Below are 23,747 nucleotides of genomic sequence, written 5' to 3'. Positions count from 1 at the left end.
CTGGCACGATCGCCCCCACCCCCCACTTTGTTGACTGATCGTGCAGGTGGGATCGTCGCGGTCAGCCGTCGGCCCGGAGCGCGGCCGTGCGCTGTTCGATCCTGCGCAGCGCCATGTCCCCCCACTGGAGGTTCTCCCGCTCGAACGACATCCCGCGCAGCAGGGTGAGATACGGGCCGATGCGCTCGGCCTCGGCGAAGTACGCCTCCTCGGAGCGCCCGTCGAGCAGGCGCCGCCGGAGCCGCTCGTAGCGGGCCAGCTTGGCGGTGGCCCACTCCATGCGCTCCGTGATGGCGGTCCGGACCTCTTCCATGTCCCCCGCGTCCAGGCACTGCACCTTGACAAGCAACTCGTCCCGGATCACCGCCGGTTTGACCAAGGACTCGGCGGTGTAGGCGTGGACGGCCTTCCGCCCGGCCACCGTCAAGGAGAACAGCCGCTTGTTGGGGCGGCGCTTCTGCTCGACGACACGGGCCGTGACAAGCCCTTCGGTCTCCATGCGATCCAGCTCCCGGTAGAGCTGCTGAGGCGTCGACATCCAGAAGTTGGCGACCGTCGCATCGAACGCCTTCGCGAGGTCGTACCCGGACGCCTCGCCCTCCAACAGCGCGGCCATCACCGCGTTCCGCAAAGCCATGGAAGCAAGCTAACAGACTAATCAACTACTTGACTAATAGTCACACCTACCCTGTGGACAAACCCTAATGGGTCACCTACCACCTACCGCACCTATTAATATTTTTGACTATCAGAGTCGAGTTCACGCACCCCTCCCACAAGGCCGTCGAGAGCGGCGACCTGGCCAGAGGTGCCGCAGTAGGCCTTGAGTGCGAAATCCGCGACCACTGTGCGGATGACAGTCTCACGTCTCTCCTGTCCACTGGCCCTATGGCCGTGGCCGGCAGCCTCAGTCTTGCGCTCGGAAACCGATCGGTTTACGATGATGGAAACCGGTCGGTTTCCGCCGAATCCAAGGGCTGGTCCGTGGTCACGCCCCCTTCGGGCGGGCCCTGCCCGAATCACCCGTCCGCCGCAGTTCCCACAACGAGGAGCCAGCAGATGCCCAGCTCAGAGTCACGTCCCACGATTCACATCCCGGGGACCACCAGCCACACCCTCGCCCCGCGCACAGGACGCCACAGTCGTGAGGGGACCCTGCGCTACCTCAGAGCGGGCACCGGCGCTCCCCTGGTTCTGCTGCACACCGTGCGCACCCAGGCCGAGCACTTCCGCCTCCTCATCCCGCTGATCGCGGACCGGTACACCGTGTACGCCCTCGACCTGCCGGGGATGGGCTACTCCGAGATCGTGCCCGGGGCCTCGTACGACGAGCCCGCGATGCGTGCGGGCGTCGAGCGGCTCCTGACCGAACTCGACCTCCACGACGTGACGTTGGTCGGGGAGTCCATGGGCGCGGTGCTCGCCCTGACCGCCGCGGCCGATCTCCCGGATCGGGTACGACGCGTCGTGGCGGTCAACACGTACGACTTCCGTGACGGGATCGCCCGGTCCGGTCTTCTCGCCCGTGTGGTGGTCGGCGGCGTTCTCACTCCGGGGGTGGGCCCGGTGGTCGCCGGGGTGGAGCCCAAGCCCGTCGTCCGCAGGATCCTTCAGGGCGGGGTGGTCGACAGGACCGCGCTGCGGGAGGACTACCTCGACGAACTCCTCCAGGTGGGCGGCCGCCCCGGCTACTCGACCGTCGCCCGGGCCGTCTACCAGAGCCTGCCCAGCCTCATCGCCGCCCGCTCGCGCTACCCCGAGGTCAAGGCACCCGTCCACCTCGTCTACGGCGAGAAGGACTGGTCCCGTCCTTCGGACCGGCAGGCCAACAAGGAGCTGCTGCCGGCCGCCGACTTCACCCAGGTGCCGGGAGCGGGCCACTTCATCGCCCTGGAACGACCCGACGTACTGGCCGACGTACTGAACGCGGTGGCCTGACCGCCCAGCACGTGGTCGGCGACGTCAACTTCGGGTTCGCCGCGAGCTCCGCGTTCATGGACATGCGCGGACGTCCCATAACCGCACCGTTCTCTCGCCTGTCGTGGTTACTGTTCGGCGGCCTCTCGGGCGATCTGCTCGAACTGGGCGCCCATGGCCTCGCCGAGCGCCTGGGCGGCGGAGAGCGGTCGCACCATCACCGTGGACTCGTCGATCTTCCCGTCGTCGTCGAAGTGCAGGAAGTCGCATCCCTGGAGTTGCTTGCCGGCGACAGTGGCGGTGAAGACGAAGGCGTGATCGCGGCCGTCGGGGTTGGCGATCTCGCGGACGTAGGTGAAGTCCTCGAAGACCCGGAGCACGCCGCGCAGGATCGCCGCGGTGATGGCCTTGCCCGGGTACGGCTTGAAGGTGACGGGGCTGGTGAAGACGACGACGTCGGCCAGCAGAGCGGCCACCCCGTACACCTGCAACTGCAGGTGTACGGCCACGCCGCCGTGGCCAAGGGTGATGCGGCTAACGGGTGACCCGAGATTGATCGCAGGGTGCCGTGCGCTGAGGCTGCGGGCTGGGCTCGTAGCGAGTCATCGCTCGCGCATAGAGGGTCCGCAAGATGAGCGGGACGGTATCGGCAGTGAGCAGCAACAGCGAGTAGTCGTTCACCAAGCCCAACCGGGCCGGCATCACGTTGCTCGCCGGGCTCGGAGTGGAGGGAGAGGTGCACGCCGGTGTCACGGTCAAGCACCGCTCTCGTGTCGCGCAGGACCCTACCCAGCCAAACCTGCGCCAGGTCCACCTCGTTCACCAGAAGCTCTTCACCGAAGTCGGCGGAGAGGGGTTCAACGTGACACCGGGCGATCTCGGCGAGAACATCACCACGAGCGGCATCGATCTGTTCTGCCTGCCCGTCGGGACACGGCTGCGCATCGGCGACGAGGCGACCGTGGAGGTCACCGGCCTGCGCAATCCCTGTCTGCAGATCGATAATTTGCAGGACGGACCGCTCAGGAAGGTCGTCGGCCGCGACGAGGCCGGGAACGTCGTGCGCGAGACCGGAATCATGGGCGTCGTCCAAGCAAGCGGCGTGATCCGTCCCGGAGACACGATCACGCTGGAACTCCCGGCCGGGCGGCGTCGGCCCCTCGACCGGGTCTGACCTCCCCGCCCGAGCAGGCCCTGCCGCGTTGATGGCCGCGCGGGTTCTTGTGGTGTGAACATCAAGCAGGCCCGCGCAACCAAGGCTCATCATGCTTTCTGCGGCAACTCGTGCCAACATCTCTGCGAGTTGATCGAAGAGCTCGCGCCGTACTGCGAAGCCCACTGCGAGTCCGAGCGCCGCAAGCGGCGTGATGGTGCCCGGCAACGCGAGATCGGCGCCGACCCGAAGTGCGAACTGGTCTTCATCGACCGGGTGTTGGTGACACTGGTTCATCTGAGGACGGGCCTGACGCATGCGGCGCTGGGCGTGATCTACAAGGTGGGCTCCTCCACCGTCGGCCGGGTGATCAGCGAGATCCGACCGCTGCTGGCCACGCGCGGGTTCGCCGTGCCGGACCGGCCTGGCATCCGGCTGCGCACGCTGGAGGATGTGTTCGCCTATGCCGACGCCGAGGGCGTGACCTTGCGCATCGGCGGCATGGAGACCCAAGTTCGCCGCCCGAAGGGGGCCGCGTCGACAGGCGGGCGTTCATCTCCGGCAAGCGCAAGCAGAACACCGTCACGACGACCACGACCGGCGACCATCAGGGCCGGACCCTGTGGTCCGGTGCCGAGCGGCCCGGCCGGATGCATGACCGGAACGTCGTTCGGACCGAGGCATCGCGGAGCAGTTCCGCCAGTACCCGCAGGTCAAGGCCGAGGTCGAAGAGGGCTGGCAGGGCCTGGCCAACGGGTTCCCCAGCCAGATCTCGGCCCCGCCCAGGAGGCCGGAGGACATCGACAGCGTGCTGCTGACCGAGCGATACGGATGGCGCGAGATGCGCCGCCGCCAATCCTCCTGCCGGATCTGCGTCGAGCACACCAACGCCGAGCACCGCCAGTGGCGACCACTTCAGCGATACACCGGCCGCCGCGAGGACTACGGCGAAGTCCACCGAGCCATCGTCGGCATGGTCTCCGACCGCGCCGCCCAGCGGACGACCCACCACAAGCCGAGTACCGAGCTGGTGCACGTCCGCGTGACGGCCAGCTGAATCACCAACCAGCCGAACCGCCAGGCCAGCACGACCCAACCCCGATCGCGGGTCAGTCCGTAAGCGGTCTGGGCCGACTGGAGAAGGCTCTGGGGGACCGCTACCTACTGTCGGGCGCCGATGTCGACGAGACGACGGCCTTCCTGGCGCGCGGCACGCATGTCAACAACACCCCAACAGCCCCCCCTCGCTTGCGGGGAATCAGGGGCGGAGCCACCGGCATGAGGAGGGCACAGTCACGGCGCCTGCTCGAAAGGGGATGCGTCAGTGCATGCAGCCGCATCGAGCAGGGCGGTCACGGTGGGCGTGACGAGCCCGGTCAGATTGTCGGCGCCGATGCCGGCGCGGGCGCTGGCGCCGTCGAAGACCAGGCTGAGCTGCCGGGCCAGCAGTTCGGGATCTCTTGCCCCGCCCCGTTCGGCCTCGGAACGGAAAAAGGCCGTCAGGTTCGCTTTGATCTGGTGGGCCACCCGGCTCGCGGGGTGGGTCTGGTCTTTGAGCTCGATCTGAGCAGCCAGGTATCGGCAGCCTTGGAAGTCGGGCGCACCCGCCTGCGACTCCACCCGCTCGAAGACGTACAGGATCCGCTCGCGAGGGGAACAAGTATCGTCCGCCGGCGGCAGGGCCCTCGCTACGAAGGCAGCGGAACGCTCCTTCAGGCTCGCGGCCAGCAGTTCGTCCTTGCTCTCGAACAGCTGGTACATGGAGCGCTTCGACACCCCCGCCGCCTTGCACAGCGCTTCTACGCCCACATTGACGCCGTCTCGGTACGTGAGCGTGGCCGCTGCCTCCAGCAGCCGCTCTCTGGTACTTGGCCTCACTTCGGTGGTCATACCGCGAGGGTATCTCGATTCGGACGAAATGAAAACCGATCGGTTTACAGCGCTTTGGCGGGGCAGTCTTCGCGCCGCCCACAGGCCGGGAGGGCATGTGAGTACGGTCCCGCTACGCCGGGGCGGCGGTCTTCTGAGGCTTCGCGTCCGGGCGGAGACGCGCCCCGAGAAGCCCGCTTCGATGCGCTGGCGCGCGGTGGCAAAGCCGCTGCGCCGGTATCTGCTGCGCCGGGCGGACGCCGACGCGGCAGATGACATCCTCGCGGAGACGATGCTCGCGCTCTGGCGCCGCATCGAGGACGTGCCCGGGTTCGGGAAGGGTCACGTGACCGACCCCGACAGCATGCCGCCCTGGTGTTACGGCGTCGCACGCGGCTGCCTGTCCGACGCCCGCCGGGCGGACGGGCGTCGGCTCCGACTCGTGGAGCGGCTGACCCGTACCGCACCGCCGCCAACGCCCGGGGAAGTCGACCACCCCGAACTCCATGCCGCGCTCGGCACACTCGGCGCTCTGGATCGTGAGGTGGTGCTGCTCTGGGCATGGGAGGAGCTGACCCCGCGCGAGACAGCGGAAGTGACCGAACTGACCGCCAACGCCGTCAGCATCCGCCTGCACAGGGCAAAGAAAAGGCTCGCCACTCTGCTTGACCGAAAGAATGACGACAAGGCCGGACATGAGATGGATGGAGGAAGGAGCAACCGGTGAACGACGAAGAACTGCTGGCCAGGATCAGGGCCATCGACCCGGCGCGGACCTCTGATTCTCCCCAGCCCGACATCAACCGTCTCCTGGAGGCCACCATGACCGCCGACACCACAGTCCGCACCTCCCCCCGCACATCGGACCGCCCCCGCGCCGCCCCCTGCTGCTGGCCGCACCAGCCGCCGCTGTGCTCACGGTGGGAGCCGGCATCACCTGGGGAGTCACGGCGGCCCGCGACACTCCTCCGTCCGCGGCCGCCCCGCCGGCCCTGGCCGTCCAGCAGGACACGGGCGGCGGCCTCGCCACAGCGTGCGCCGAGCTCGACGTCTACACCCTGCGCCAGTACACGACCGCCTTCGAGGGCACCGTGACCTCCAGCGACGGCGACCAGGTCACTCTCCGGGTGGACCACTGGTACCGCGGAGAAGACGCCTCCACCGTGCGGCTCGACAACACCCACGAAGGACAACCGGAGTCATTCGGCCAGGAGTTCACCGTCGGCCAGACCTACCTCGTCTACGCCAAGGACGGCAAGGTCCCGGCGTGCTACGGCGATGCCGAGGCCACCCCGAAGCTACGGAGCCTCTACGACCGAGCGTTCGGACAGTGAGCCCACAAACTCGGCGGCTGATCCGTCCCGCAAGGCCTGCCGTCGCCTCGTTGCGAGGTTCAGCGGGAGCCGGTCGGTAAACGCGTCACCTCTCGCATCGCCCTGCCCGACGACCTGGGCGGGGACGGCACCGGACACCGCCCCCAGTAGCAGCCGGCGCTCGCCCTCGGCCCCCGCCCTTGCTGACGGCATATGAGAAGCGCCGCGCTACAGGGGGCGATGTCGGTGGGAGACAGGTCGGGGCGGGCACGGTGCCGGCGTGCGGGGTGGCGCCACCGGCCGCGGGCGACGTCGACGCCGAAACGCGACCGCTGGCCGGCAGGGGGGGCCGCGCTGTCCGGGCGGTCGGCCCTTCCGGAAGGCCCCACGACGGCTGGCCCGGCGAAGTCCGCTGGACGACTCGCCCGCCAGCTCCTCGAACAACCCGGACGCGGCCGTAACCAGCAACGGATTTACGCCCTCTCAGAATGAAGTGCGTTGTGCTGCGCGGCAGTTGGGTGATGTGTCAGCAGCATCTACCGGGTGACCGCTGACCCACCCAGCGGTGCCCGCCGAACCCACGGATACACCCCCTTGATACCCGCGGACCGAGCACGACTGTCGCGCAGGTCATCCTGACCCCGCGTTATGCCGAGAACCAGCGTGCAGAACGGGACGTCCGGCACCGTCGACGGCTTCCGCATCGGCAGGAACGGCTCCCTCACCAAGGTCACCACGGCCGCCGGACTGCCCCCCTTGCCGAGTCCGGCACGGAGGGCATAGCCGCGGTGCAGAAGCTGCCACCGCGGTCCAGCGCCGTGGAGACTCCTCTCCGGGGCGCCGAACCCGTTCGGACGACGTAGCACAGCTCGCCCCGTCGTCGGCGGAGGCCCGCCACTGTCCCGTACGACGGGCTCGGTGGCGGCCTCGGCCCGTGCAGTCCGGACTGCGCCTGCGGAACCAGGCAGGCGGCGAGCGCCGTCATGTCGGCGAGCGGCGTGGGCACGGTCGTCAGACGCGGAGTCACCCAGTCCGCGAAGGGCAGATCGTCGAAGCCGACCACGTGACGTCGTCCGAAATGCGCGGCCCGAGCGATGCGGCCGTGCGACAGGTGCCCAGCGTCTGATGGTTGCTGCCGGCGAAGACCGCCATCGTGCGGGCGGCGACACCAGCAGCTCCAGAGCGTGCTGGTGGGCGAGGCAGTGGGTGAAATCGTCGTAGCGCACAAGGCCCGGATCACATGGGATCCCGGCGTCTTCCAACGCCGAGCGGCGGATGCCGAGGCGGCGCAGCTCCTCGTGGCGGGCGGGGGGAGTCCGGGCGAGATTCAGGTCTTACGTGTCCATGACGCGCAGCGTGAACAGCTGCCAAGCGCCGACCACTCAGGTGAGGCTGGGGACATCCGGGCGGCGAGTGATGCGTATCGCCGCTGGGCCACGAACCACGTTGTACCTCGGGAGTTCTCATGCGAGCAGATCACAGGCGCGGCCGTAGCCGCCGCAACGCCGTCATGGCGGTCACGGCGCTCCTGGCAGGGGGCGGTGGCCTCGTAGCCGTGAACTACGCCGCCAACGCGTCCGACGTCACCGCCACCGCTTCTACGACGCGGTCGGCCCAGACGATCAGCTGTCCGGACGTGAAGGGCAAGCTGCCGACCGTCCCCCAGCAGGCACAGGCCGAGGTCGACCGGAACCTGCAACTGCTGGACCGCCAGACCGCGGAGGCCGACCGGCGGCTGGTCGACACCCGTGGGCAAGGGGGCCCGGACTTTGCGCAGAAGGCGATCCTCGGCCCTCTGACAGACAAGAGGAAGGCGACCATCGACCGGATCGCCATCGCCATCGGGCGGTCGGCCGCCAGGCCCACAGGGCTGGACGCTCTCGCCGCCTGCAACCTCGGCCTCGACGCACCCGGGACCCAGACATCCGGGGCCGGGGCCGCAAGCCAGAGTCCCGGCGGCGCCCAGGGCGAGGGAGGCGACTCCGGGCAGCAAGGAAACGGCTCCGGAGCCGCAGGACAGAGCAACGACGGGCCCACCGCGGCCGACTTCGTGGACATCACCAAGGTGGCCCCGAACGTGCCCAAGGTCCGCAGGCAGGCCGGCGCCTCGACCGGAGCCTTCACCTCCCGATGCGGAGTCAACAAGCAGGGACAGCACAACTCGGACAACGACATCGTGGCTCCGGGTGTCAGCAACGGCGCCCACCACGTCCACGACTACGTGGGCAATCGGAAGGTGGACTTCAACTCGACCAACGAGTCCCTGAGCGCCCAGGGCACCTCCTGCACCAACGGCGACCAGTCCGCGTACTACTGGCCCGTCCTGCGGGACACCACCCGTCAGGGTCCCGACGCAGGCGCCCTCGGCGGCGGCGCCGAAGGCAACAAGGGAGCCATCCTGGTGCCCGCGACCGTCACGATCACCTACCAGGGCAGCCCCACCGGCAAGGTGGTGGCGATGCCCCGCTTCCTGCGGATCATCACCGGCGACGCCAAGGCGTTCACCAACGGCACCAAGAACGCCAACGCCCACTGGAGCTGCACCGGCTTCGAGAACAAGGTCCAGCTCACCGACAAGTACCCGATCTGTCCCAGCGGCAGCAAGGTGGTGCGCAGCTTCGCCTTCCAGAGCTGCTGGGACGGCAGGAACATCGACAGCGCCGACCACCGCAGCCACGTCGCCTTCGCCGACGCAGGCGGCAACTGCGCAAGCGGCTTCAAGGCCGTCCCACAGCTGACGATGCGGCTCACCTACAGGACTCCTGCGGCCCCGAACTTCGCCGTCGACGGCTTCCAGGGACAGCAGCACAACGCCATCACCGACCACAACGACTTCATCAACGTGATGACCGACCAGCTCATGAACCAGGCCGTCTCCTGCATCAACTCAGGGCGCCGCTGCGGCTGACCCGACCGACCGGGCCGCCACCGGTCCTCCTCTCCGGCCTCACCGCAAGATCGGCGAGGCCGGTGTCGCGTCGGAGGGGGATCACCCCGGCGGGCGCCTTCCAGGGTTGCGTGGCACCACGCAAGATCTTACGAAGTCCTTACGCAGCCGTCTCAGGTGACGTAACACGCCTACGATCGCGGCGTGTTGACCATCCGGAACCTCACCCTCGCTACTGTCGCGCCCCTTGTGCTGGCTGCGGCGGGCGCCGCGCACCCGCATGGCCTGTCCAGGGCGACAGCCACGGACTGGACACAGTTGCACATCGCACTGCTGCCGATCTTTCCGCTGCTTACGCTCGGCCTCCTCGTGCCTCTGTGGCAGCGCCCCCGAGCAGACCTCGCGGGCTTCGCCAAGGTGGTGGCCTGGGCGAGTGCGTTCACCTACGCGGCCTTCTACACCGGTCTCGACGCGGTGGCCGGTATCGCTGCGGGAACCGCGGTCGAGCACGCTGCCGGGACAGCGAACATAGGGCCGATCAAGTCCCCGCTCTACGACACGGGTGAGTCGCTCGGGCAGATCGGCGCCTACGCCCTCATCGTCGCTGTCGTGGCCACGGCCGTCGCGCTCTTCCCGAAACACGGGGTGCGAGTCGTTCCCGGCACGATGGTCCTCCTGGTGGCCGGCTGGTCCTTCACGGACAGCCACATCTTCTGGCCCCGCGGCGTATGGACGATGCTCGGTTTCGCGCTGGGCTTCGCTCTGCTCGCCGCCGCGTCCAGAAGGAGTGAAACCGTTCCGCGCCGCGCCTGAGCGGACGGGACTTCCTCCCCCCACCCCGTCGTCCTCTTCCTGTTGAACTGTTCGGCTGTGCCATGTGGTATCCGCGCGACTCCCGTAAGGCATCGCCCTTCCGGCTGCCCGCAGCCACCGCGCACACTGCACCACGGGACAATCAAGATCCGGACCATAGGCGGACCAACCGAGCCGCAACGGCCTCTACTAAAGTGTCAACGCCGCCGCCGCTGCGCTGCGCAACTGGGCGATCAACCTCCACAAGGAGCTCGACGGCACCGGCGTCCAGGCCGCCCACGTCGATCGACGTGTCGATCGACATGTCGGTCATCCCCGACTTCCCGACAGCCCAGCCCGAGCAGATCTCCCCTGTCTACTGGGACCTGCACACCACCAAGCGCGACCAGGCCGAACTCGTCTTCGGCAGCTGACGCCAGGCCGCCTTCCGTGATCGCCCTTCACCGCACCTCGATCGCGCTGCGAAGTTCCGGACCACGGAGTTCCGGGCCGCGGCGCGATCGAGGAGAAGGGCGTCGCCAGTGAAGGCTTGAGCACCTCGACGAGACGTGCGGCACAGAGATCGACCAGCGCCGAGGCGACGCGCGACGCCTGAGCGCGGGACCTTCGCCGCTCCGTGGGCGCGGCCCGCCGCCGGTCACCCCGACCTGAGCGAGCTACTCGCCGTCCAGCGCTGCTCGCAGCATCTTCGCGGAACCAGTCGGGTCGTAGCCCTCTGGTACGCCATCCACCAGGATGATGTCGCCCTGGACGTGCCGCGAGCGCAACGGCGCGATCTCCTGGTACGCGGGCGAGTCCCACCAGGCCCGCGCCTCGGTGATCCCGGGAAACCCGATCACCACGACGCTCCCGGGCCAGCTGCCTTCTTTCACCTCGTGCTGCGTGAAATGCACGAGGAAGCGCCCGCCGTACGGCTCGAAGGTGGCGGGGATGCGCTCGATGTACTCGGCGATGTCCGGGTGCGGGGTGGCCTCTTGCAGGTGGGCGATGGCGTAGGCGGGCATGTTGTCCTTCCGGTAGGTCGGTCTCTCAGCCAAGGGAGCATGGCATGCCCGGCGAACGTGTTCCCGTTGGTGAACGGCCCACCAGCCGTGCGACACCAGCAGACGAAGAAGCTTCGTATGTCGTGGAAGAAGGAAATCTGGCCGCGGGCACGAGCACCGCAGTCGTGCTCGGAGCCGATCTGCGGCGAGGCTCCGGTGGGCGCGGGCGCGGGCGCGGCCGTCGGAGCCTCGGCGCTGTCAGGCCAGACCGAACCGCTCGGCGTGCACCTGCGGGTGGGGAACCTTCAGGCTGTGCAGGGCACTGAGCACGGCCGAGGTCATCGCGGGCGGGCCACAGACGTACACGTCACGTTCGGTGATGTCGGGGACAAGGGCGCGGAGATTCTCCGGTTCGAACGGCGGGCGGCCCTCCCCCCTGTGGCCGGTGAGCAGGTGCAGTCGTCCGCCGCGGTCCGCGACCAGGGTTCGTACCTCGTCGACGAGTACGGCGGTGTCCTCGCTGCGCGCCCGGTAGAGCACCACGACGTCGTCGGCAGGCTCTTCCTCCAGCAGGGCTCGAACCGGCGTGATCCCCACTCCTCCGGCGATCAGCAGGGCGCCGGGCCGTGTCCGGTGCAACGAGGTGAACGCCCCGTACGGTCCTTCGACGAACGCGCGGGTCCCGACCGGGAGGTGCCGCAGGCCTGCGCTGGTACTGCCGACGGCCTTGGCCGTGAGGCGCAACGTGCGGCCGTCGGGCGCCGCCGACAGCGAGAAGGGGTTGGCCAGCCACCAGTGGTTGTGCCCGGGGAATCGCCAGATGCAGAACTGCCCCGCCCTGGCAGGCAGCCTGTCGAGGTGGCGGCCGGTGACGTGCACCGACACCACGTCGTCCGACTCCGGCACCACGGCCACGACCTCGAACCGGTGATAGGCGTTGCGCCACAGCGGCATCACGATCCGCCCCGTGACCAGGGAACCGAACGCGAACAGCCACAGGGCCCACCAGTAGATCATCGCGGGCGTGGAGGAGCTGAACGTCGTGGTCTCCTGCAACTGGTGGACGAAGGCCAGCCCCAGTGCCAGGTACAGCAGAAGGTGTACACCGTGCCACGTCTCGTACCGCAGCCGGCTCCTCACCTGCCGGGCGGAGACCGCGGCGACCACGACGACGATCGCCGCGGCCAGCATCCCGAGCAGGGAGGCCGGCACTCCGGCAAGTGCGGAGAACGTCTTCGTCATCGACGCGTCATCGAGCCTCGCGTAGCCCAGCACCACCAGCACGGCGTGGGTCAGGATGGTCCACAGCAGGGAGAAGCCGACCCACCGGTGCCACACCGTCAACCGGTCCATGCCGATACGGCGGTCGAGCCACGGCAGCCGGGCCACCAGCAGCAGTTGGAACAGCATCAGCACGGCGGCATGCAGGCCGAAGAACTTGGCGACCGTGAGCACCCCGTTCTTGCCGGTCCCGGCTGTGACGAACAGGATCTCGACGATCACCAAGTTGACGACGACGAACGTCCACAGCGCCCGACGCGCCAAGACGACCGGAGGTATGGCCCCCTGTCGCACCCGTGTATTTGTAGCCTCCACCGCTTCCCCTCTTGTCCATGTGCCGCAAGGCCCCGGTTCCCGCGCGGTCGCGGGGAGCCTGGCTTCCCGGTCCGATGCGGCGCCCCTGAGCGGGGCAAGAGTACGGAACGCGGCGAGAAGTTGACCCTGGTTGGCCACAACTGTTCCTGTTCCGGGATCGGCACGCCGGTCGAACGGACCACTCGTGCTCCATGAGTTGCCCCGCACTCACCTCACGGGGCACCCGCTCGTCTCGTCGGCATCACCCTCATGAACCCCGCGGACAGCCGGCCCGGCAAGTCCGCCGCCCTTCGCGCCGGGGACGCCGGGGACGCCGAGGACGCCGAGGACGCCGAGGACGCCGAGGACGCTCACACGATGCGCGGGTCAGTGCCCTCGGCGAAACAGGAAGCACCCGATGCCCGTTGGCTTCCTCGCTCCTGCCGAGACACCCTCGGACGCTCACCGCAGGACTGGCCGCTGAGGTTCGGTACCGAGCCTCTGGGCCTCTGAGTCGCTGTGCCGCCGAATCACTTGCCGCCGGGGAGGGGGCCGTTCCAGCTCGGTGCCCGGCCGCGCGCCCGCTTCCGTTCGAACCGGTAGTGTCGCCGCCGCGCAGAGCGAGCTGACGCACACGGGGAGAGCGGGGCACGGATGCAGGTCCTGGAGCCGGGGGATCCGCGGCGGATGGGGGACTTCACGCTGATCGGCAGGCTGGGCGCCGGCGGAATGGGCCAGGTCTTCCTGGGACGTTCGGCGGGCGGTCGGGCCGCGGCGGTGAAGGTGGTCAGGGCGGAGCTGGCCGAAGTCCCCGAGTTCCGGGCCAGGTTCCGCCAGGAGGTCGCCGCACTGCATCGGGTGGGCGGTGAGTGGACGGCTCCGGTACTGGGCGCCGACACCGAGGCCGCGGCACCCTGGGTGGCCACCGAGTACGTGCCCGGTCCTTCACTGCACCAGGTCGTCGAGTCGGGCTACGGGCCGCTGCCCGAGGCCACACTGCATTCCCTGGCGGGGCGGCTCGCCCGTGTGCTGCGCGCCGTCCACGGCGCGGGCCTGGTGCACCGTGACGTCAAACCGTCGAACATCCTGCTGACCGTCGACGGCCCGCGCATCATCGACTTCGGCATCGCCCGGGCGCTCGACACCGTGGCGGGCAGTCTGCGTACCTCCACCGGGGTCGTGCTCGGTTCGCCCGGTTTCATGTCGCCGGAGCAGGTGCGCGGACAGCGGGTGACGCCTGCCGCGGACATCTTCAGCCTCGGCTCCGTGCTGGTGTACGCGGCGACGGGGAGGCTGCCGTTCGGCTCCGTCGAGCTGGGACTGCACGCGCTGATGTTCCGTATCGCCGAGGAAGAACCGGACCTCACCGGGGTCCCTCAGACGCTGGTCGGTCTGGTTGCCGCCTGTCTCGCCAAGGACCCGCAGCGGCGGCCCACAGCCGAACAACTCGCCGTCCACACCCGCACCGACGCGGACGACGGCCCTTGGCTGCCCGCAGAACTGCTGGCCGAACTCGGCCGGCTCGCCGCCCGGATACTCGTCGTGGAGACACCGCCGCAGGGATCGCCGGCGCCGACGCGGCCCAAGCGGTGGTGGCGGCCGGCGCTCGCCGGAGTGGTGGCACTCGCCGCGGTGGCCACGGGTACAGCGCTGACGCTGCTTCAGGGCGGCGAGAAGGACTCCGCGGCGGGCGGCGCACGCTCAGCGACCGCGTCAGCCTCTCACTCGGGGTCACCGAGTACCGAGCCGGGCATCACGGACGGGTTCGTCGGTGCCTGGGAAGGCGTACTCAAGGGCGATTCCGCACTGCCGAAACGGGTACTGCGGCTGGAAATCTCACCCGGCAGGCCGGGCGACAAGGTCGCCGCGTACATCGACACCGGCGGCGATCTGCAGTGCACAGGACGCGGCAGGCTGCTCTCCGCCGATGCCGACACACTGGTCGTCGGCGAGGGCCAGGTGACCGCGGAGGTACCGCAGGGACGCTGCACACCGCTCCCCCAGCAGACTCTCCGGGTGCAGTCGCGGGACGTACTGGTGTGGAAGTCCGGGGGCCTGACCGCCGACTTCTACCGGTCGGCCGACGGACGGAACGCGGTGCCGGACCAGTACGTCGGCGCCTGGGTACCGGCCAACATGACCTATCGGGAGAAGGAGTTGATCCGGATCACCCAGGGCCCGGTCGGGGGCCGCCTGGTGCGGATGTCGGTCACGGCGGCCGTGCAGGACGGCACGGAGCAGTACTGCGACAGCACCTTCGTCATCGGCGCCGTGTCCCCGGTGCTGGCGCTCAGCCCGGCGGCGTACACCGCGGAGTCGGGCAAGGACTGCCGCCAGCCCGACTCGGTCTCTCTCACCGTCGGCCGCGACGGCCGTCTGCTGCTGTTCAGCATGGACGCGGACGCGGAACCGGGAGAGTACGTACGGAAGTCCTGACCGCCGCCCGAGACCGCAGTGGCACCGCGCCAGGGCCGCCCGCAACGATCGGTTTTCGGACGCTACGTCCATCGGCTCTCTGACCGGTTCCCCAGCGAGCACGCCTTGCCGGCGCCGGACGAACTCCCCGAAACGCGCGGGCAGGTCCTGCGGCCGACCGACTCCATGCCTCGGTGCGCGCCATGCGCGGCCACAGCCGCTGTCGGCGCCCTCCGGACGGCTTCCCCCGCATGCGCCGCACGCGCCGAATCCGCCGCTGCCTGTACGTCGCGTCGCCCCGCCCCGATTTCCGGAGCGGGATCGCGGAGATCTCCAACTACGCAAAAATAGAAGGCGGTTGGGAAGTCCTTGCAGGACGATGAGCCTTGAAAGCGGGCCACCGCACCCAAGGCCGGTCCGCCCGCGCGCATCGCCACGGCGATGCCGGAGGATGAGGGATGTCTGAGTGAACCTTCGAAGAACCATCGCCGTCCTGTTCGGTGTGGCACTGTCGGTTCTCATGCTCGTGACGCCGGTCAGCGCGCAACCGATACGGACCGGAGTCTCGACCACCTACCAGATCAACGCCCGGCACGATGGCAGTCTCGTCGATACCGCTGTGGGCGCGCCGCCGCTCAGCAAGAGGTGGTCCCGCGACCTGGGCGGGAACGTCTCCTATCCCATCGTGGCCGGCGGGCGCGTCTTCGCCACCGCTGCCTCACCGAACGGGTACGGCACCGTCCTCTACGCCATCGACGCGGCCACGGGCCAGGACGCCTGGGCGCCCGTGGATCTCGGTGGCACCTACTGGTGGTCCGCGCTCGCCTACGGGGGCGATCGGCTGTACGCCCAGAACTACGACGGCGTGCTGACAGCGTTCGACCCGGCCAGCGGGAAGGAGATCTGGACCGTCACGCTGCCTGGGCAGTATTCCTTCACCTCGCCGCCCACTTTCGCCGACGGCGTGGTGTACACGGGTGGCTCCGGCTCGGGCGGCACCTTGTACGCGGTGGACGCTGTCGGCGGTGCGGTGCTCTGGACCCGGCCTGTGGCAAATGGGGACAACAGCTCGCCTGCCGTCACGGCCGACGGAGTCTACGTCTCCTACGCCTGCGAGCAGACGTACGCCTTCGCCCCCAAGTCGGGCGACCCGATCTGGCACCACGAGACGGACTGCTCCGGCGGCGGGGGCCGTACCCCGGTGCTCGCCGACGGCGGTGTCTGGGTTCGCGACGACGGCGGGATGGTCCCCTCGGTGCTCAACGCCGCCGACGGGAAGGTCCGCGGCACGTACGAGGCCGCGGGCTGGTCACCGGCACCGGCCTTCGACGGCCGCCAGGGCTACTTCGTCGATGAGGGCGTCCTTCAGAAGCGGCACAGCCGCACTCTGGCCACTCGCTGGAAGTTCGAGGGCGACGGCCAGATCAGTACGGCGCCGATCGTCGTCAACGGCTACGTCTACGTCGGCTCGCGAAGCGGCCGGCTGTGGGCGCTGAACGGTGCCACTGGGCAGTCTGTCTGGTCCACCGACGTCGGCGCGTCGATCGACGAGCCCGACGAGCACAACGTGTCCGAGCCACTGACCGGTCTCGGTGCGGGCGGCGGGCTCGTGGTGGTTCCGGCCACCAACCTGCTTGTCGCGTACGGGCAGTGAGTAGCGGGGGTGGCCACCGGTCCTGGCGGCCACCCCTGGCCTCGACCACCGTCGACCACTCCGGCGGTGGCTTTGGTGGTGGCTGCGGGGACGGGCCGGCATTCACGCGGAGGCCCCACGGCGGGGCTGGCTGCCGTGTCCAGGACGGGAGTTGAGTGTCCGTCACGGGTGTGGGGACGTCACCGAGGGGCATGGCGGCGCACCCTGCCCGTCGCGCCGCAGCGCCCCTGCCACGCTGTGGCCCGCGCCGGTGCGCTGCGCTGCGATCCCTGGGGCGCCGCCGATCGCGCCCTGACCTCGCCGTCCGCCTCCAGCCAGGTACCTGAGGGAGTGCAGACACCGCAGGTAGGGCAGCCGCACGAGGGCTCAGTCGTCGTTTCTGGTCTTCTTCTCGCTCGGCAGGAACCTCTGGCGTGCCCAGAGGCTCAGCAACGCCGTTCCGCCGACCAACAGCGGCACCGGGTCTCGGGCAGGTGGCGCCAGTACATGTCCCAGCACCGTGACCGTGCAGACCGTCAGGGGAATGAACGCCGCCGCACCCTCCATCCCCCATCGCAGCGCAGGCCGAGCGGTGCCCAGGACGCTCGCCCCGCCGGGCACCCAGGGGCCGACGGCAACCACCAGCAGTCCCGCGGTGGCGCAGGCGTCGACCAGCTGACCGGACATCACCTCAGGCCCGTCCGGGCCGAACGTCCACAGTCGCAGCGTGTCGCCGATCAGCACGAGGGACAACCCGACGATCCCGACCCACAAGGTGACTCTCTGGTCGCTCCGGACGAGACGGCGCAGAGCGAACAGGAAACTCAGGAACACGACCTCCGCGGCCCAGAGGACACCGACCATCCCCGCCCCCAGCCGCCAGCCGTCACCGGCCCCCCGCAGCAGGACCCATCCCGTCATGAAGACGGCCCCGGCTGTGACGAACCCGTCGAGCACGCGCCGCAGCAACACGTGCCGGCCTGTACCGGCATCGGCCGCGACCACCAGACCGGCCATCCCCAGGCCGACCGTCAGCGTCACTCCGGTGACCACCACCGAACCCAGCAACGACCGAGTGTCCCGTCCCGAACCCGGAGGCTGAGCCGACAGCACGGTGACCGCCCCGCGATACACACCCCCGGCCACCGCCGAACCCCCCAACAGCAGTAGACGCGTCCTCACCCGTCCACTCGCCCCCCACGCACGGGCCACCAGGGAGCCCGCCAGCCCCCAGCAACCGGTGGACGGCCCGAAGGCCATCATCCGTGCCGCCCTGCTCCCGGCCGCCCACAGCCCGCCGTACGTCAGCACTGTTCCCACAAGACAGGCCGCTCCCACCGCGCCCCAGGCCCACGCCCCGGTCCGACGACAGGAGCCCGCACGGACCCTGAGCACGTCCGGCGGCTTCCCCAACCCTGACATCAGGTGCGCCTTTCCACCGGTCCCCACCCGCAGGGCCTCCCCCACCACCCCCGGATTCGTTCAGAAACCGTAGAAGACCTGGCACCTGCCCCGAACCGAACCATCAGCTCATTCACCCGTACTGCGTACGGCAGGAAAGATCACCGGCCTTACGCTTCCCGCAGCCGACGCCGACAACCTCGCCGCCACCTGCACCCGTAGCGTCCAACGGGGCGCGGCCGGGGTAGCGGGGTCACCGTCGGCGCGGGGCTGGTACGTGCCGACCGTCGGCCGGCGGCAGGACGCCCGCGGGCCCGGATCCGCCGACCCGCCACCGCGGCAGAGGCGGCCGGTCGCGAGTGTCAGCTCGACAGTTCCATGAGGCGGCTCATCAGCCGCTGCTCCTCCTCGGCGGTCTCATGCACCAGCCTTGACGCGCTGTGGAGGGACTCCGGCGACGACTCGACTCCCGCCTCATTCAACAGCCCGGCCACCTCGGTCCACTTCTTCGACACCTCGCGGTACGCGTCGGAGACCTCCCGGAACGCGTCGATACCGGTGAGGTCGGCGGTCTCCGCCAAGAACTCCGCCCACATCGTGCGGAACAGGCCTCCGCCGGTTCCCGCGTCCTCCATGATCGTGCAGATCTCGGAAAGGCTGTCCGCGGGCGACTCAAGGTCGTCGAGCCACTGCGGAATGAGGTCGGCGACTTTGTGCATGCCCTTGAACCCGAAGTTCGAAATCGGCGGATTCAGAAAGTTCTCCGCCGACATTCTGACGCCTTTACGGGCGGCTTCCCCCAGATCAGGAAGGGCTCCCTGAGGGCGATCAAGGGTGAAGGCACGGTTACGCGAGCTCATCGGACCTCGCGCGTTTCGCGCGGTCGCGAGGGATTCACCGGAGGCCCACTGCAGGCCGAGCGGCTGAGTCTCGACCAGGGCGAAACGGTCGTCGTCGTACCCGACGCAAGCGACATAGTGGGCCGCGAACCGGAAGTCGTCCGTGGAGTGGTCGAGGAAGTAGCGGTCGAGTTTGAGGCCGACGACGGATCCGGAATCAAGCTCTCCCAGCAGCTGTTCCCTCGCCCGTTTCACCGAGGAGGTCTCGTGCACGGACAGCCGCAGGTTCAGCGCATTGGCGACATTGGCGGACAAGGCGTCCGGCTTGATCCGGCCACCGATGAACGGTGTCGGCATCTGCTTCGTCCGCCAGTAGATGAACGACAGGCCACCGGCGAGGCCGAAGACGAGTGACTCCGACAAGTCGATCTCTCGCTGCCGCAGAATATTCACGAGGGTGGTCGACTCGCAGTGTTTGCCGACGAATGGATCAGTCTCCAAAAGCGCCACTTGTTCGCGTCTCCCTTCCATCGCACAGATCGTAGCCCAACCCCCAGAAGTGCAATTGCGAACGATCGAGGTCGGAAAGGCGCTCACTCGCCCAAATCGCGCGACACCAGGAAGTTTCCGAGGAACAGATAATCCATCTCCGTCTTGAGGAAGAAGGACAGCGCATCCGTCGGCGAGCAGCGGATTGCTCCGCTCGGTGACCGTCTGGATCCGCGAGGTGCCGTCGACGTGGCAGGCACCCTGGATCATGTCCCGGCACTCGGGTCGCACCGCAACCACGAAGGTCATGTACGGCGAGGACTTCTTCTTGCCGAGCGCGAAGACGTCGGGCACGAGGTGTTCGAGGACCACGGGGCGAAGGGCCTGAACTGCTCGCGGTGCTTGATGCGTTCGTCGATGATCTCCTTGATGTCGGGGCACTTCGGATTGGCCAGGATGCTTCGGTTGGCCAGGGACGCGGCCGTACTCCAGACGCCCCTGGAACCACCCGACGACGCATCGCTCCCGCATCACTCGGCGAGGGTCCAGCAGTTCTGGCGTGGCAGGTCCGACAGCAGGCCGAGTACCAACTTCCAGGTTCGGCGCCGGAATTCGACCTGCGTGCACCGTCCCGCCAGCCGACTCGTCAGGCCCTGGAACACCTCCTCCTCCCAGTGGGCAGGGTCTACGCTGTGACCTGCGGCGACCGCGTGATCTTCAGTCTTCACACACCGATGATCAACGGTGGCCGCACCCGTCTCCACAGCGCGTCAGGCTCGCGCAGCGTCTGTCTGCCGTCCTGTGTCTGGAGGACTTGTGCAACGTGGCGAGGTCTGGTGGGTCCAGTTCGACGAGCGGAGGTTGGTCGTACTGCTGTCGGGAGACGACCCGTCCGGGATCCGGGTGATGCAGGTGGTCGCTCCGGCGGGCGTCGACATCGGCGGTCTGGGCATCGAAGTGATGGTGGGCATCGGTGAAGGGGTGCCGTTCGAAGGCGTGCTGCGGCTCGCGTTCCCGCGTCCGGGCTTCACCCCTTGCACATGGCTGACCACTGTGTCACGGGACGACCTGATGGAGCGGGCGGCCGTCCTGTCCTCGGCGAAGCTCAGCGAGATCGACGATGCCCTCCGACTCGCTGAACAAGCGCAGGAGCAGACCCCGGCGACGACCGCGAAGCTCAGCGAGATAAGGGACGCCCTCCGTCTCGGTGAACTCGGGTAGAGGGAGAAGGAGCGCAAGCGAGTACTTCCGCCCCCGGTGGTGCGCGGCCTCTGCGCGACGGTGGAACCGTGGTCGGAGCTCTGCCGGAAATGGTCCCGCTCAGCCGAGGGAGGGCTCTTCCGGCCAGACCGTCGAACCCGTCCACGTCCCGACCCGTCCCGTCCCCCGCACCGCCCCCGCGCCGTTCGGCCCCGGCACGGAGCAATGCCGTCAGGTTCGCTCGGCCTGGGGCGCCACCAGACTCGCGGGACGACTCTGCTCTGACGGTGTGTGCATGGGGGGCAGTGGTGTTGCGCAGCCGGTCGGCCGATCGGACCGGGAGTGTGGCCGGTCGGCCGATGCGGTGTCGCGAGGGCGGCGCCTAGCGTCGTTCCGACCAGGACACCGCGCTTCGAGGGGAATGCCCGATGGACCAGCGAGGAACGACCGCAGCACACGCCGACGACACGGCCGTGGTCGGGGCGACCACGGAGTTCGAGCCGGACGTCATGGACCTCCTCGTGGAGACGCTGCGTCGTGCGGTCAGGCTCGAGTTGCCGGCCGTGGGAACGGACACCCTGCTGGGCGCGCTCGTGATGGGGGACACGGACGCCGGTGCGGCGATCGCCCCGGGGATGCGGAAGGCCGGTTCGCTCAGCGGCGTCATCTCCGGCCGGGCGGGGCGGGGTTGGGTGAGCGACGACGAGGCGCACGGCGAGCCGGTCGCGGCCGGTGCGGCAGCCGATGCCACGGAGATCGATGCCGCGTGGCGTGAGGCACGGTGGCGCTTCGGCCTGGGTTCGCGCGGATCGGCTTCGGAGAGCAACCCGGTGCTGCCCCGGACGACCGGGGCGATGCGCGCGTGCCTGTGGCTCGCGATCAGATCGGCCCGCGCCGAGGGAACGATCTCGGTGCGCTGTCGGCATGTGGCCCGTGCCCTGCTGGACCTCCCGGACAGCAGGGCACGGGAAGCCCTGCTGCTGCAGAGACTGGATACGGCCGCCGCGGCAGCCGCGCTCGACGGCCTGGACGCGAACGCCCCGGCGGAGACCGAGGGACCGGAATCCCGCGGCGTCACCCTGCTTCGCCGGGCCGGAACACTGGGCAAGGACGGCAACCGCCTGACACGCGCGCTGACTTCGTGGACCTCCGGCTCCTCCGTGAACGGCTCACCGGTGCTGTTCGCGGTGTCGGTCGAGGCCGTACGGCAGGCGGTACGGAGCGGGCGCGGGGCGGCGGAGCCGGTGGATCTTCTGCTGGGGGTACTGGCCCTGGACCGGGCGCTGTCCGTTGCCGGGCGGGCCGTTCCCGGGAGTCCGGCGGCCTCCAACTCCGCTGCCGCCCTGCTGCGTCGGCACGGCGTGCGGCAGGTTTCCCTGGTCTCCTCGGCCTCGGCGATCCCGTCCGGCGCTGTTCCCGTCGGCCAAGGCGAGGGCGAGGGCGGCGGCAGTGTGCGGCTGTCCGCCTCCGCCGACCGGATCATGGCCCTCGCGCGGCTGTCCGCCGCCGAGCACGGCTCGCCCACGGTCGGTACGGTCCACCTGTTGTCCGCGCTGCTCGACGCGTCGGCGACGGATGCGGACGCCGAAGATGCCGGCACGGTCGTACGGCTGCTGGCCGCCGGTCAGGTCGATGTGGCCGCGCTGCGGGCAGAGTTGAGCCTTCGGCTGGGCGCATGACACCCGGGGGCCGCCATGCGACGGCCGCCGTCGCGACAGTTACCGTTCCTCCCGGGAGATCCACGGGGGCGGGGCAGGGGTGATCATGAGTCAGTCGGCCGACGAGGCACAGCCTCCGCGCCCGTCCGATCAGCTGGGGCGCACGCTTGCCGGTGTACCCCGGTGGGTGCGCCGCGAGACGGCCGCGATCCGGACCGGAGTACGTGCCGCCGAGCGCCGTACGGTCGTGGTGGAAGCGCTGGTCTGTGCCCTGGTGGCAGCCTTCTGCCTGTTGCCGTTGCTCCTCGCGCCCCCGGAACGGCCCGCGTTGGCGGTGTCGGAGGGGGTGTGGGCGGCCCTGATCGTCCCCGCTCGGCGCGGTCGCCCGGTCGCCGCCGTGCTGTGCGCCTCTTTGCTGCTCGTGGGTGCCAACGTATGGACTCTGGCGGTCGTGCCGTTGGTCGTGCTGTCCGCCACCCGTCGTATCGCACCGCCGCGGCGTCTGTGGCAGGTCGTCGGGGTGGCCTGCGCCGCCGTCGGTGCCCTGACCGTCGTCTCCGCTCTGGTCCGCTCCGACGCCCTGCTGCTGGAACTGGCCGGCAACGCGGTCTCGGCGGGGCTGCTCCTGCTGTTGCCCGCCCTGGCCGGGAGCCTGTTGGGGCGGCGCCGGCCCCTGGTCAGCCTGCTGCGGGAACGCAACGCCTATCTGGAACAGACCCGCACGCTGACCGCCGAGGCCGCCCGGGCGGAGGAACGAACCCGGATCGCGGGAGAGATGCACGATCTCCTGGGCCACCGGCTGAGTCTGATCTCGGTGCACGCCGGGGCACTTGAACTCGCCACCGCACGACAGGCACCCGCCCTCGTCGGACAGGCCGAGCTGCTGCGCACGACCGCCGGTACGGCCATGGGAGAACTGCGCGAGATCCTCGGTGTCCTGCGGCACGTGGACGTCGCTGATCCGACGGACGGGGCCGGGAACGAGAGGGGAACGCGGGCGGACATCACCGCACTGGTGACGGAATCCCGGCAGACGGGCAGCACCGTCGAGCTGGACTGGTCCGTTCCCGACACGGCCGAAGTGGGCCTCGCTACGCGTCAGGCGATCCACCGCGTGGTCCGCGAGGGGCTGACGAACGTACTGAAGCACGCGTCCGGCGCGCCCACCAAGGTGGAGGTCAAGAGCACGGGCGGTGGCATCGGGGTGTCCGTCACCAACGAGGCGCCGCGCACGGCGGGCCGCTCCCAGGGGGGAAGCCACAGCGGACTGGCCGGCTGCCATGAACGGATCTCGTTGCTCGGCGGCACGTTCGCGGCGGGCGCCCTGGCGAACGGCGGTTTCCGCATGGAGTCCTGGCTGCCCATCCATGGCACCGGAACCCTTGAATTCGCCTCGCCGGAGAGGGACTTGGCCGAGTCTCCGCCTGACCCGGCCCGCCTTCCCTCCGGCGGCATCGGGCGGGAAGGGTCCCGTGTCCCGTTGTCGGACGAGATCCTGACCTGGCCGCGGGTCCTGGGATCGGGGTGTGTGGCACTGCTCGTGGTCCTGCCGACCGCGGGCTTCCTCGTCGTACTACTGACGACGGCAGCCCTAAGATGAGC

Annotated in this window: 24 protein-coding genes and 1 pseudogene; 16 read left to right on the top strand and 9 right to left on the bottom strand. The window is 69.3% G+C overall.

The features are described from left to right. Nucleotides 1–61: 61 nt before the first annotated feature. A complete protein-coding gene (locus OG595_RS38065) occupies nucleotides 62–637 on the bottom strand; it encodes a PadR family transcriptional regulator (RefSeq protein ID WP_329280223.1) in 576 nt (191 codons plus the stop codon). A 422-nt stretch (nucleotides 638–1,059) separates the two neighbouring features. Between OG595_RS38065 and OG595_RS38060 the strand changes: the two genes are divergently transcribed. Beyond that, complete coding sequence (locus OG595_RS38060; protein WP_329280220.1) at nucleotides 1,060–1,938, top strand: alpha/beta fold hydrolase; 879 nt, start codon at nucleotides 1,060–1,062, stop codon at nucleotides 1,936–1,938. A 107-nt stretch (nucleotides 1,939–2,045) separates the two neighbouring features. Here the strand turns inward: OG595_RS38060 and OG595_RS38055 are convergent, their stop codons facing one another. Beyond that, the gene (locus tag OG595_RS38055) at nucleotides 2,046–2,426 is read right to left on the bottom strand and encodes a nuclear transport factor 2 family protein (RefSeq protein ID WP_329280218.1); all 381 of its coding nucleotides are present in this window, start codon (nucleotides 2,424–2,426) and stop codon (nucleotides 2,046–2,048) included. A gap of 191 nt (nucleotides 2,427–2,617) precedes the next feature. Here OG595_RS38055 and OG595_RS38050 point away from each other — a divergent pair, with 191 nt between their 5' ends. From OG595_RS38050 to OG595_RS38040, 3 genes and pseudogenes are all read left to right on the top strand, one after another. Beyond that, nucleotides 2,618–3,091 carry an MOSC domain-containing protein gene (locus OG595_RS38050; RefSeq protein WP_329283517.1) on the top strand — a complete coding sequence of 158 codons (474 nt, stop codon included), beginning with the start codon at nucleotides 2,618–2,620 and terminating at the stop codon, nucleotides 3,089–3,091. A 54-nt stretch (nucleotides 3,092–3,145) separates the two neighbouring features. Then, a pseudogene (locus tag OG595_RS38045) lies at nucleotides 3,146–3,415 on the top strand (transposase family protein); the annotation flags it as partial. A gap of 463 nt (nucleotides 3,416–3,878) precedes the next feature. Beyond that, nucleotides 3,879–4,127 carry a hypothetical protein gene (locus OG595_RS38040; RefSeq protein ID WP_329280215.1) on the top strand — a complete coding sequence of 83 codons (249 nt, stop codon included), beginning with the start codon at nucleotides 3,879–3,881 and terminating at the stop codon, nucleotides 4,125–4,127. Between the two features lie 236 nt (nucleotides 4,128–4,363). Here the strand turns inward: OG595_RS38040 and OG595_RS38035 are convergent, their stop codons facing one another. Next, a complete protein-coding gene (locus OG595_RS38035) occupies nucleotides 4,364–4,960 on the bottom strand; it encodes a TetR/AcrR family transcriptional regulator (protein WP_329280213.1) in 597 nt (198 codons plus the stop codon). A gap of 181 nt (nucleotides 4,961–5,141) precedes the next feature. Here OG595_RS38035 and OG595_RS38030 point away from each other — a divergent pair, with 181 nt between their 5' ends. The 6 genes from OG595_RS38030 to OG595_RS38005 all read left to right on the top strand — a co-directional run bounded on the left by OG595_RS38030 (nucleotide 5,142) and on the right by OG595_RS38005 (nucleotide 10,365). Continuing rightward, nucleotides 5,142–5,666, top strand: a complete 525-nt coding sequence (locus OG595_RS38030) for an RNA polymerase sigma factor (RefSeq protein WP_329280210.1) — start codon at nucleotides 5,142–5,144, stop codon at nucleotides 5,664–5,666. A gap of 184 nt (nucleotides 5,667–5,850) precedes the next feature. Then, on the top strand, nucleotides 5,851–6,273 hold the full coding sequence (locus OG595_RS38025) for a hypothetical protein (protein ID WP_329280208.1): 423 nt from the start codon (nucleotides 5,851–5,853) through the stop codon (nucleotides 6,271–6,273). A 627-nt stretch (nucleotides 6,274–6,900) separates the two neighbouring features. Then, the gene (locus OG595_RS38020) at nucleotides 6,901–7,035 is read left to right on the top strand and encodes a hypothetical protein (RefSeq protein ID WP_329280206.1); all 135 of its coding nucleotides are present in this window, start codon (nucleotides 6,901–6,903) and stop codon (nucleotides 7,033–7,035) included. Nucleotides 7,036–7,717: 682 nt separating this feature from the next. Next, on the top strand, nucleotides 7,718–9,160 hold the full coding sequence (locus OG595_RS38015) for a DUF1996 domain-containing protein (protein WP_329280204.1): 1,443 nt from the start codon (nucleotides 7,718–7,720) through the stop codon (nucleotides 9,158–9,160). Nucleotides 9,161–9,343: 183 nt separating this feature from the next. Then, a complete protein-coding gene (locus OG595_RS38010; RefSeq protein WP_329280202.1) occupies nucleotides 9,344–9,952 on the top strand; it encodes a hypothetical protein in 609 nt (202 codons plus the stop codon). 290 nt (nucleotides 9,953–10,242) lie between these two features. Then, nucleotides 10,243–10,365, top strand: a complete 123-nt coding sequence (locus OG595_RS38005) for a hypothetical protein (RefSeq protein ID WP_329280199.1) — start codon at nucleotides 10,243–10,245, stop codon at nucleotides 10,363–10,365. Nucleotides 10,366–10,608: 243 nt separating this feature from the next. Here OG595_RS38005 and OG595_RS38000 read toward each other — a convergent pair whose 3' ends face one another. Together OG595_RS38000 and OG595_RS37995 are read right to left on the bottom strand one after the other, a co-directional pair. After that, nucleotides 10,609–10,956, bottom strand: coding sequence for a DUF1330 domain-containing protein (locus tag OG595_RS38000; protein ID WP_329283515.1), 348 nt, complete (start codon nucleotides 10,954–10,956; stop codon nucleotides 10,609–10,611). A 237-nt stretch (nucleotides 10,957–11,193) separates the two neighbouring features. Then, nucleotides 11,194–12,480, bottom strand: coding sequence for a ferredoxin reductase family protein (locus tag OG595_RS37995; protein WP_443073287.1), 1,287 nt, complete (start codon nucleotides 12,478–12,480; stop codon nucleotides 11,194–11,196). Nucleotides 12,481–12,780: 300 nt separating this feature from the next. Between OG595_RS37995 and OG595_RS37990 the strand changes: the two genes are divergently transcribed. The 3 genes from OG595_RS37990 (at nucleotide 12,781) to OG595_RS37980 (ending at nucleotide 16,579) form a co-directional block, all read left to right on the top strand. Beyond that, the gene (locus OG595_RS37990; RefSeq protein ID WP_329280194.1) at nucleotides 12,781–13,023 is read left to right on the top strand and encodes a hypothetical protein; all 243 of its coding nucleotides are present in this window, start codon (nucleotides 12,781–12,783) and stop codon (nucleotides 13,021–13,023) included. 141 nt (nucleotides 13,024–13,164) lie between these two features. Continuing rightward, a complete protein-coding gene (locus tag OG595_RS37985; protein ID WP_443073286.1) occupies nucleotides 13,165–14,946 on the top strand; it encodes a serine/threonine-protein kinase in 1,782 nt (593 codons plus the stop codon). Between the two features lie 445 nt (nucleotides 14,947–15,391). Beyond that, nucleotides 15,392–16,579, top strand: coding sequence for an outer membrane protein assembly factor BamB family protein (locus OG595_RS37980; RefSeq protein ID WP_329280189.1), 1,188 nt, complete (start codon nucleotides 15,392–15,394; stop codon nucleotides 16,577–16,579). Nucleotides 16,580–16,945: 366 nt separating this feature from the next. On the opposite strand, the gene OG595_RS37975 is transcribed toward OG595_RS37980, so the two are convergent. The 4 genes from OG595_RS37975 to OG595_RS37960 all read right to left on the bottom strand — a co-directional run bounded on the left by OG595_RS37975 (nucleotide 16,946) and on the right by OG595_RS37960 (nucleotide 20,015). Continuing rightward, on the bottom strand, nucleotides 16,946–17,878 hold the full coding sequence (locus tag OG595_RS37975; protein WP_329280188.1) for a hypothetical protein: 933 nt from the start codon (nucleotides 17,876–17,878) through the stop codon (nucleotides 16,946–16,948). Nucleotides 17,879–18,321: 443 nt separating this feature from the next. Then, complete coding sequence (locus tag OG595_RS37970) at nucleotides 18,322–19,659, bottom strand: DUF4872 domain-containing protein (protein WP_443073285.1); 1,338 nt, start codon at nucleotides 19,657–19,659, stop codon at nucleotides 18,322–18,324. After that, nucleotides 19,593–19,742, bottom strand: coding sequence for a carbamoyltransferase C-terminal domain-containing protein (locus OG595_RS45490; RefSeq protein WP_443073381.1), 150 nt, complete (start codon nucleotides 19,740–19,742; stop codon nucleotides 19,593–19,595). The genes OG595_RS37970 and OG595_RS45490 overlap by 67 nt, the downstream gene beginning before the upstream one ends. Nucleotides 19,743–19,817: 75 nt before the next feature. Next, a complete protein-coding gene (locus tag OG595_RS37960) occupies nucleotides 19,818–20,015 on the bottom strand; it encodes a hypothetical protein (RefSeq protein WP_329280183.1) in 198 nt (65 codons plus the stop codon). Nucleotides 20,016–20,103: 88 nt separating this feature from the next. On the opposite strand from OG595_RS37960, the gene OG595_RS37955 reads away from it, so the two are divergent. From OG595_RS37955 to OG595_RS37945, 3 genes are all read left to right on the top strand, one after another. Next, nucleotides 20,104–20,508 (top strand): type II toxin-antitoxin system PemK/MazF family toxin, encoded by a 405-nt coding sequence (locus OG595_RS37955; protein WP_329280181.1) that lies wholly within the window; start codon nucleotides 20,104–20,106, stop codon nucleotides 20,506–20,508. Between the two features lie 407 nt (nucleotides 20,509–20,915). Beyond that, a complete protein-coding gene (locus OG595_RS37950; protein WP_329280179.1) occupies nucleotides 20,916–22,166 on the top strand; it encodes a hypothetical protein in 1,251 nt (416 codons plus the stop codon). A gap of 85 nt (nucleotides 22,167–22,251) precedes the next feature. Next, nucleotides 22,252–23,745 (top strand): histidine kinase, encoded by a 1,494-nt coding sequence (locus OG595_RS37945; protein WP_329280177.1) that lies wholly within the window; start codon nucleotides 22,252–22,254, stop codon nucleotides 23,743–23,745. Nucleotides 23,746–23,747: the final 2 nt, after the last annotated feature.

The sequence above is a fragment of the Streptomyces sp. NBC_01451 genome, assembly GCF_036227485.1.
Classification (GTDB): domain Bacteria; phylum Actinomycetota; class Actinomycetes; order Streptomycetales; family Streptomycetaceae; genus Streptomyces.
The sequence above is the reverse complement of the archived record's forward strand: the minus strand, read 5'-3'. Positions and strand labels throughout refer to the sequence as shown.

Bases quoted from the DNA above. Each gene is read 5' to 3' on its own strand.
- OG595_RS38065 (WP_329280223.1), bottom strand. From the start codon at position 637: ATGGCTTTGCGGAACGCGGTGATGGCCGCGCTGTTGGAGGGCGAGGCG.
- OG595_RS38060 (WP_329280220.1), top strand. From the start codon at position 1,060: ATGCCCAGCTCAGAGTCACGTCCCACGATTCACATCCCGGGGACCACC.
- OG595_RS38035 (WP_329280213.1), bottom strand. From the start codon at position 4,960: ATGACCACCGAAGTGAGGCCAAGTACCAGAGAGCGGCTGCTGGAGGCA.
- OG595_RS38030 (WP_329280210.1), top strand. From the start codon at position 5,142: ATGCGCTGGCGCGCGGTGGCAAAGCCGCTGCGCCGGTATCTGCTGCGC.
- OG595_RS38020 (WP_329280206.1), top strand. From the start codon at position 6,901: ATGCCGAGAACCAGCGTGCAGAACGGGACGTCCGGCACCGTCGACGGC.
- OG595_RS38015 (WP_329280204.1), top strand. From the start codon at position 7,718: ATGCGAGCAGATCACAGGCGCGGCCGTAGCCGCCGCAACGCCGTCATG.
- OG595_RS38000 (WP_329283515.1), bottom strand. From the start codon at position 10,956: ATGCCCGCCTACGCCATCGCCCACCTGCAAGAGGCCACCCCGCACCCG.
- OG595_RS37990 (WP_329280194.1), top strand. From the start codon at position 12,781: ATGAACCCCGCGGACAGCCGGCCCGGCAAGTCCGCCGCCCTTCGCGCC.
- OG595_RS37985 (WP_443073286.1), top strand. From the start codon at position 13,165: ATGCAGGTCCTGGAGCCGGGGGATCCGCGGCGGATGGGGGACTTCACG.
- OG595_RS37950 (WP_329280179.1), top strand. From the start codon at position 20,916: ATGGACCAGCGAGGAACGACCGCAGCACACGCCGACGACACGGCCGTG.
- OG595_RS37945 (WP_329280177.1), top strand. From the start codon at position 22,252: ATGAGTCAGTCGGCCGACGAGGCACAGCCTCCGCGCCCGTCCGATCAG.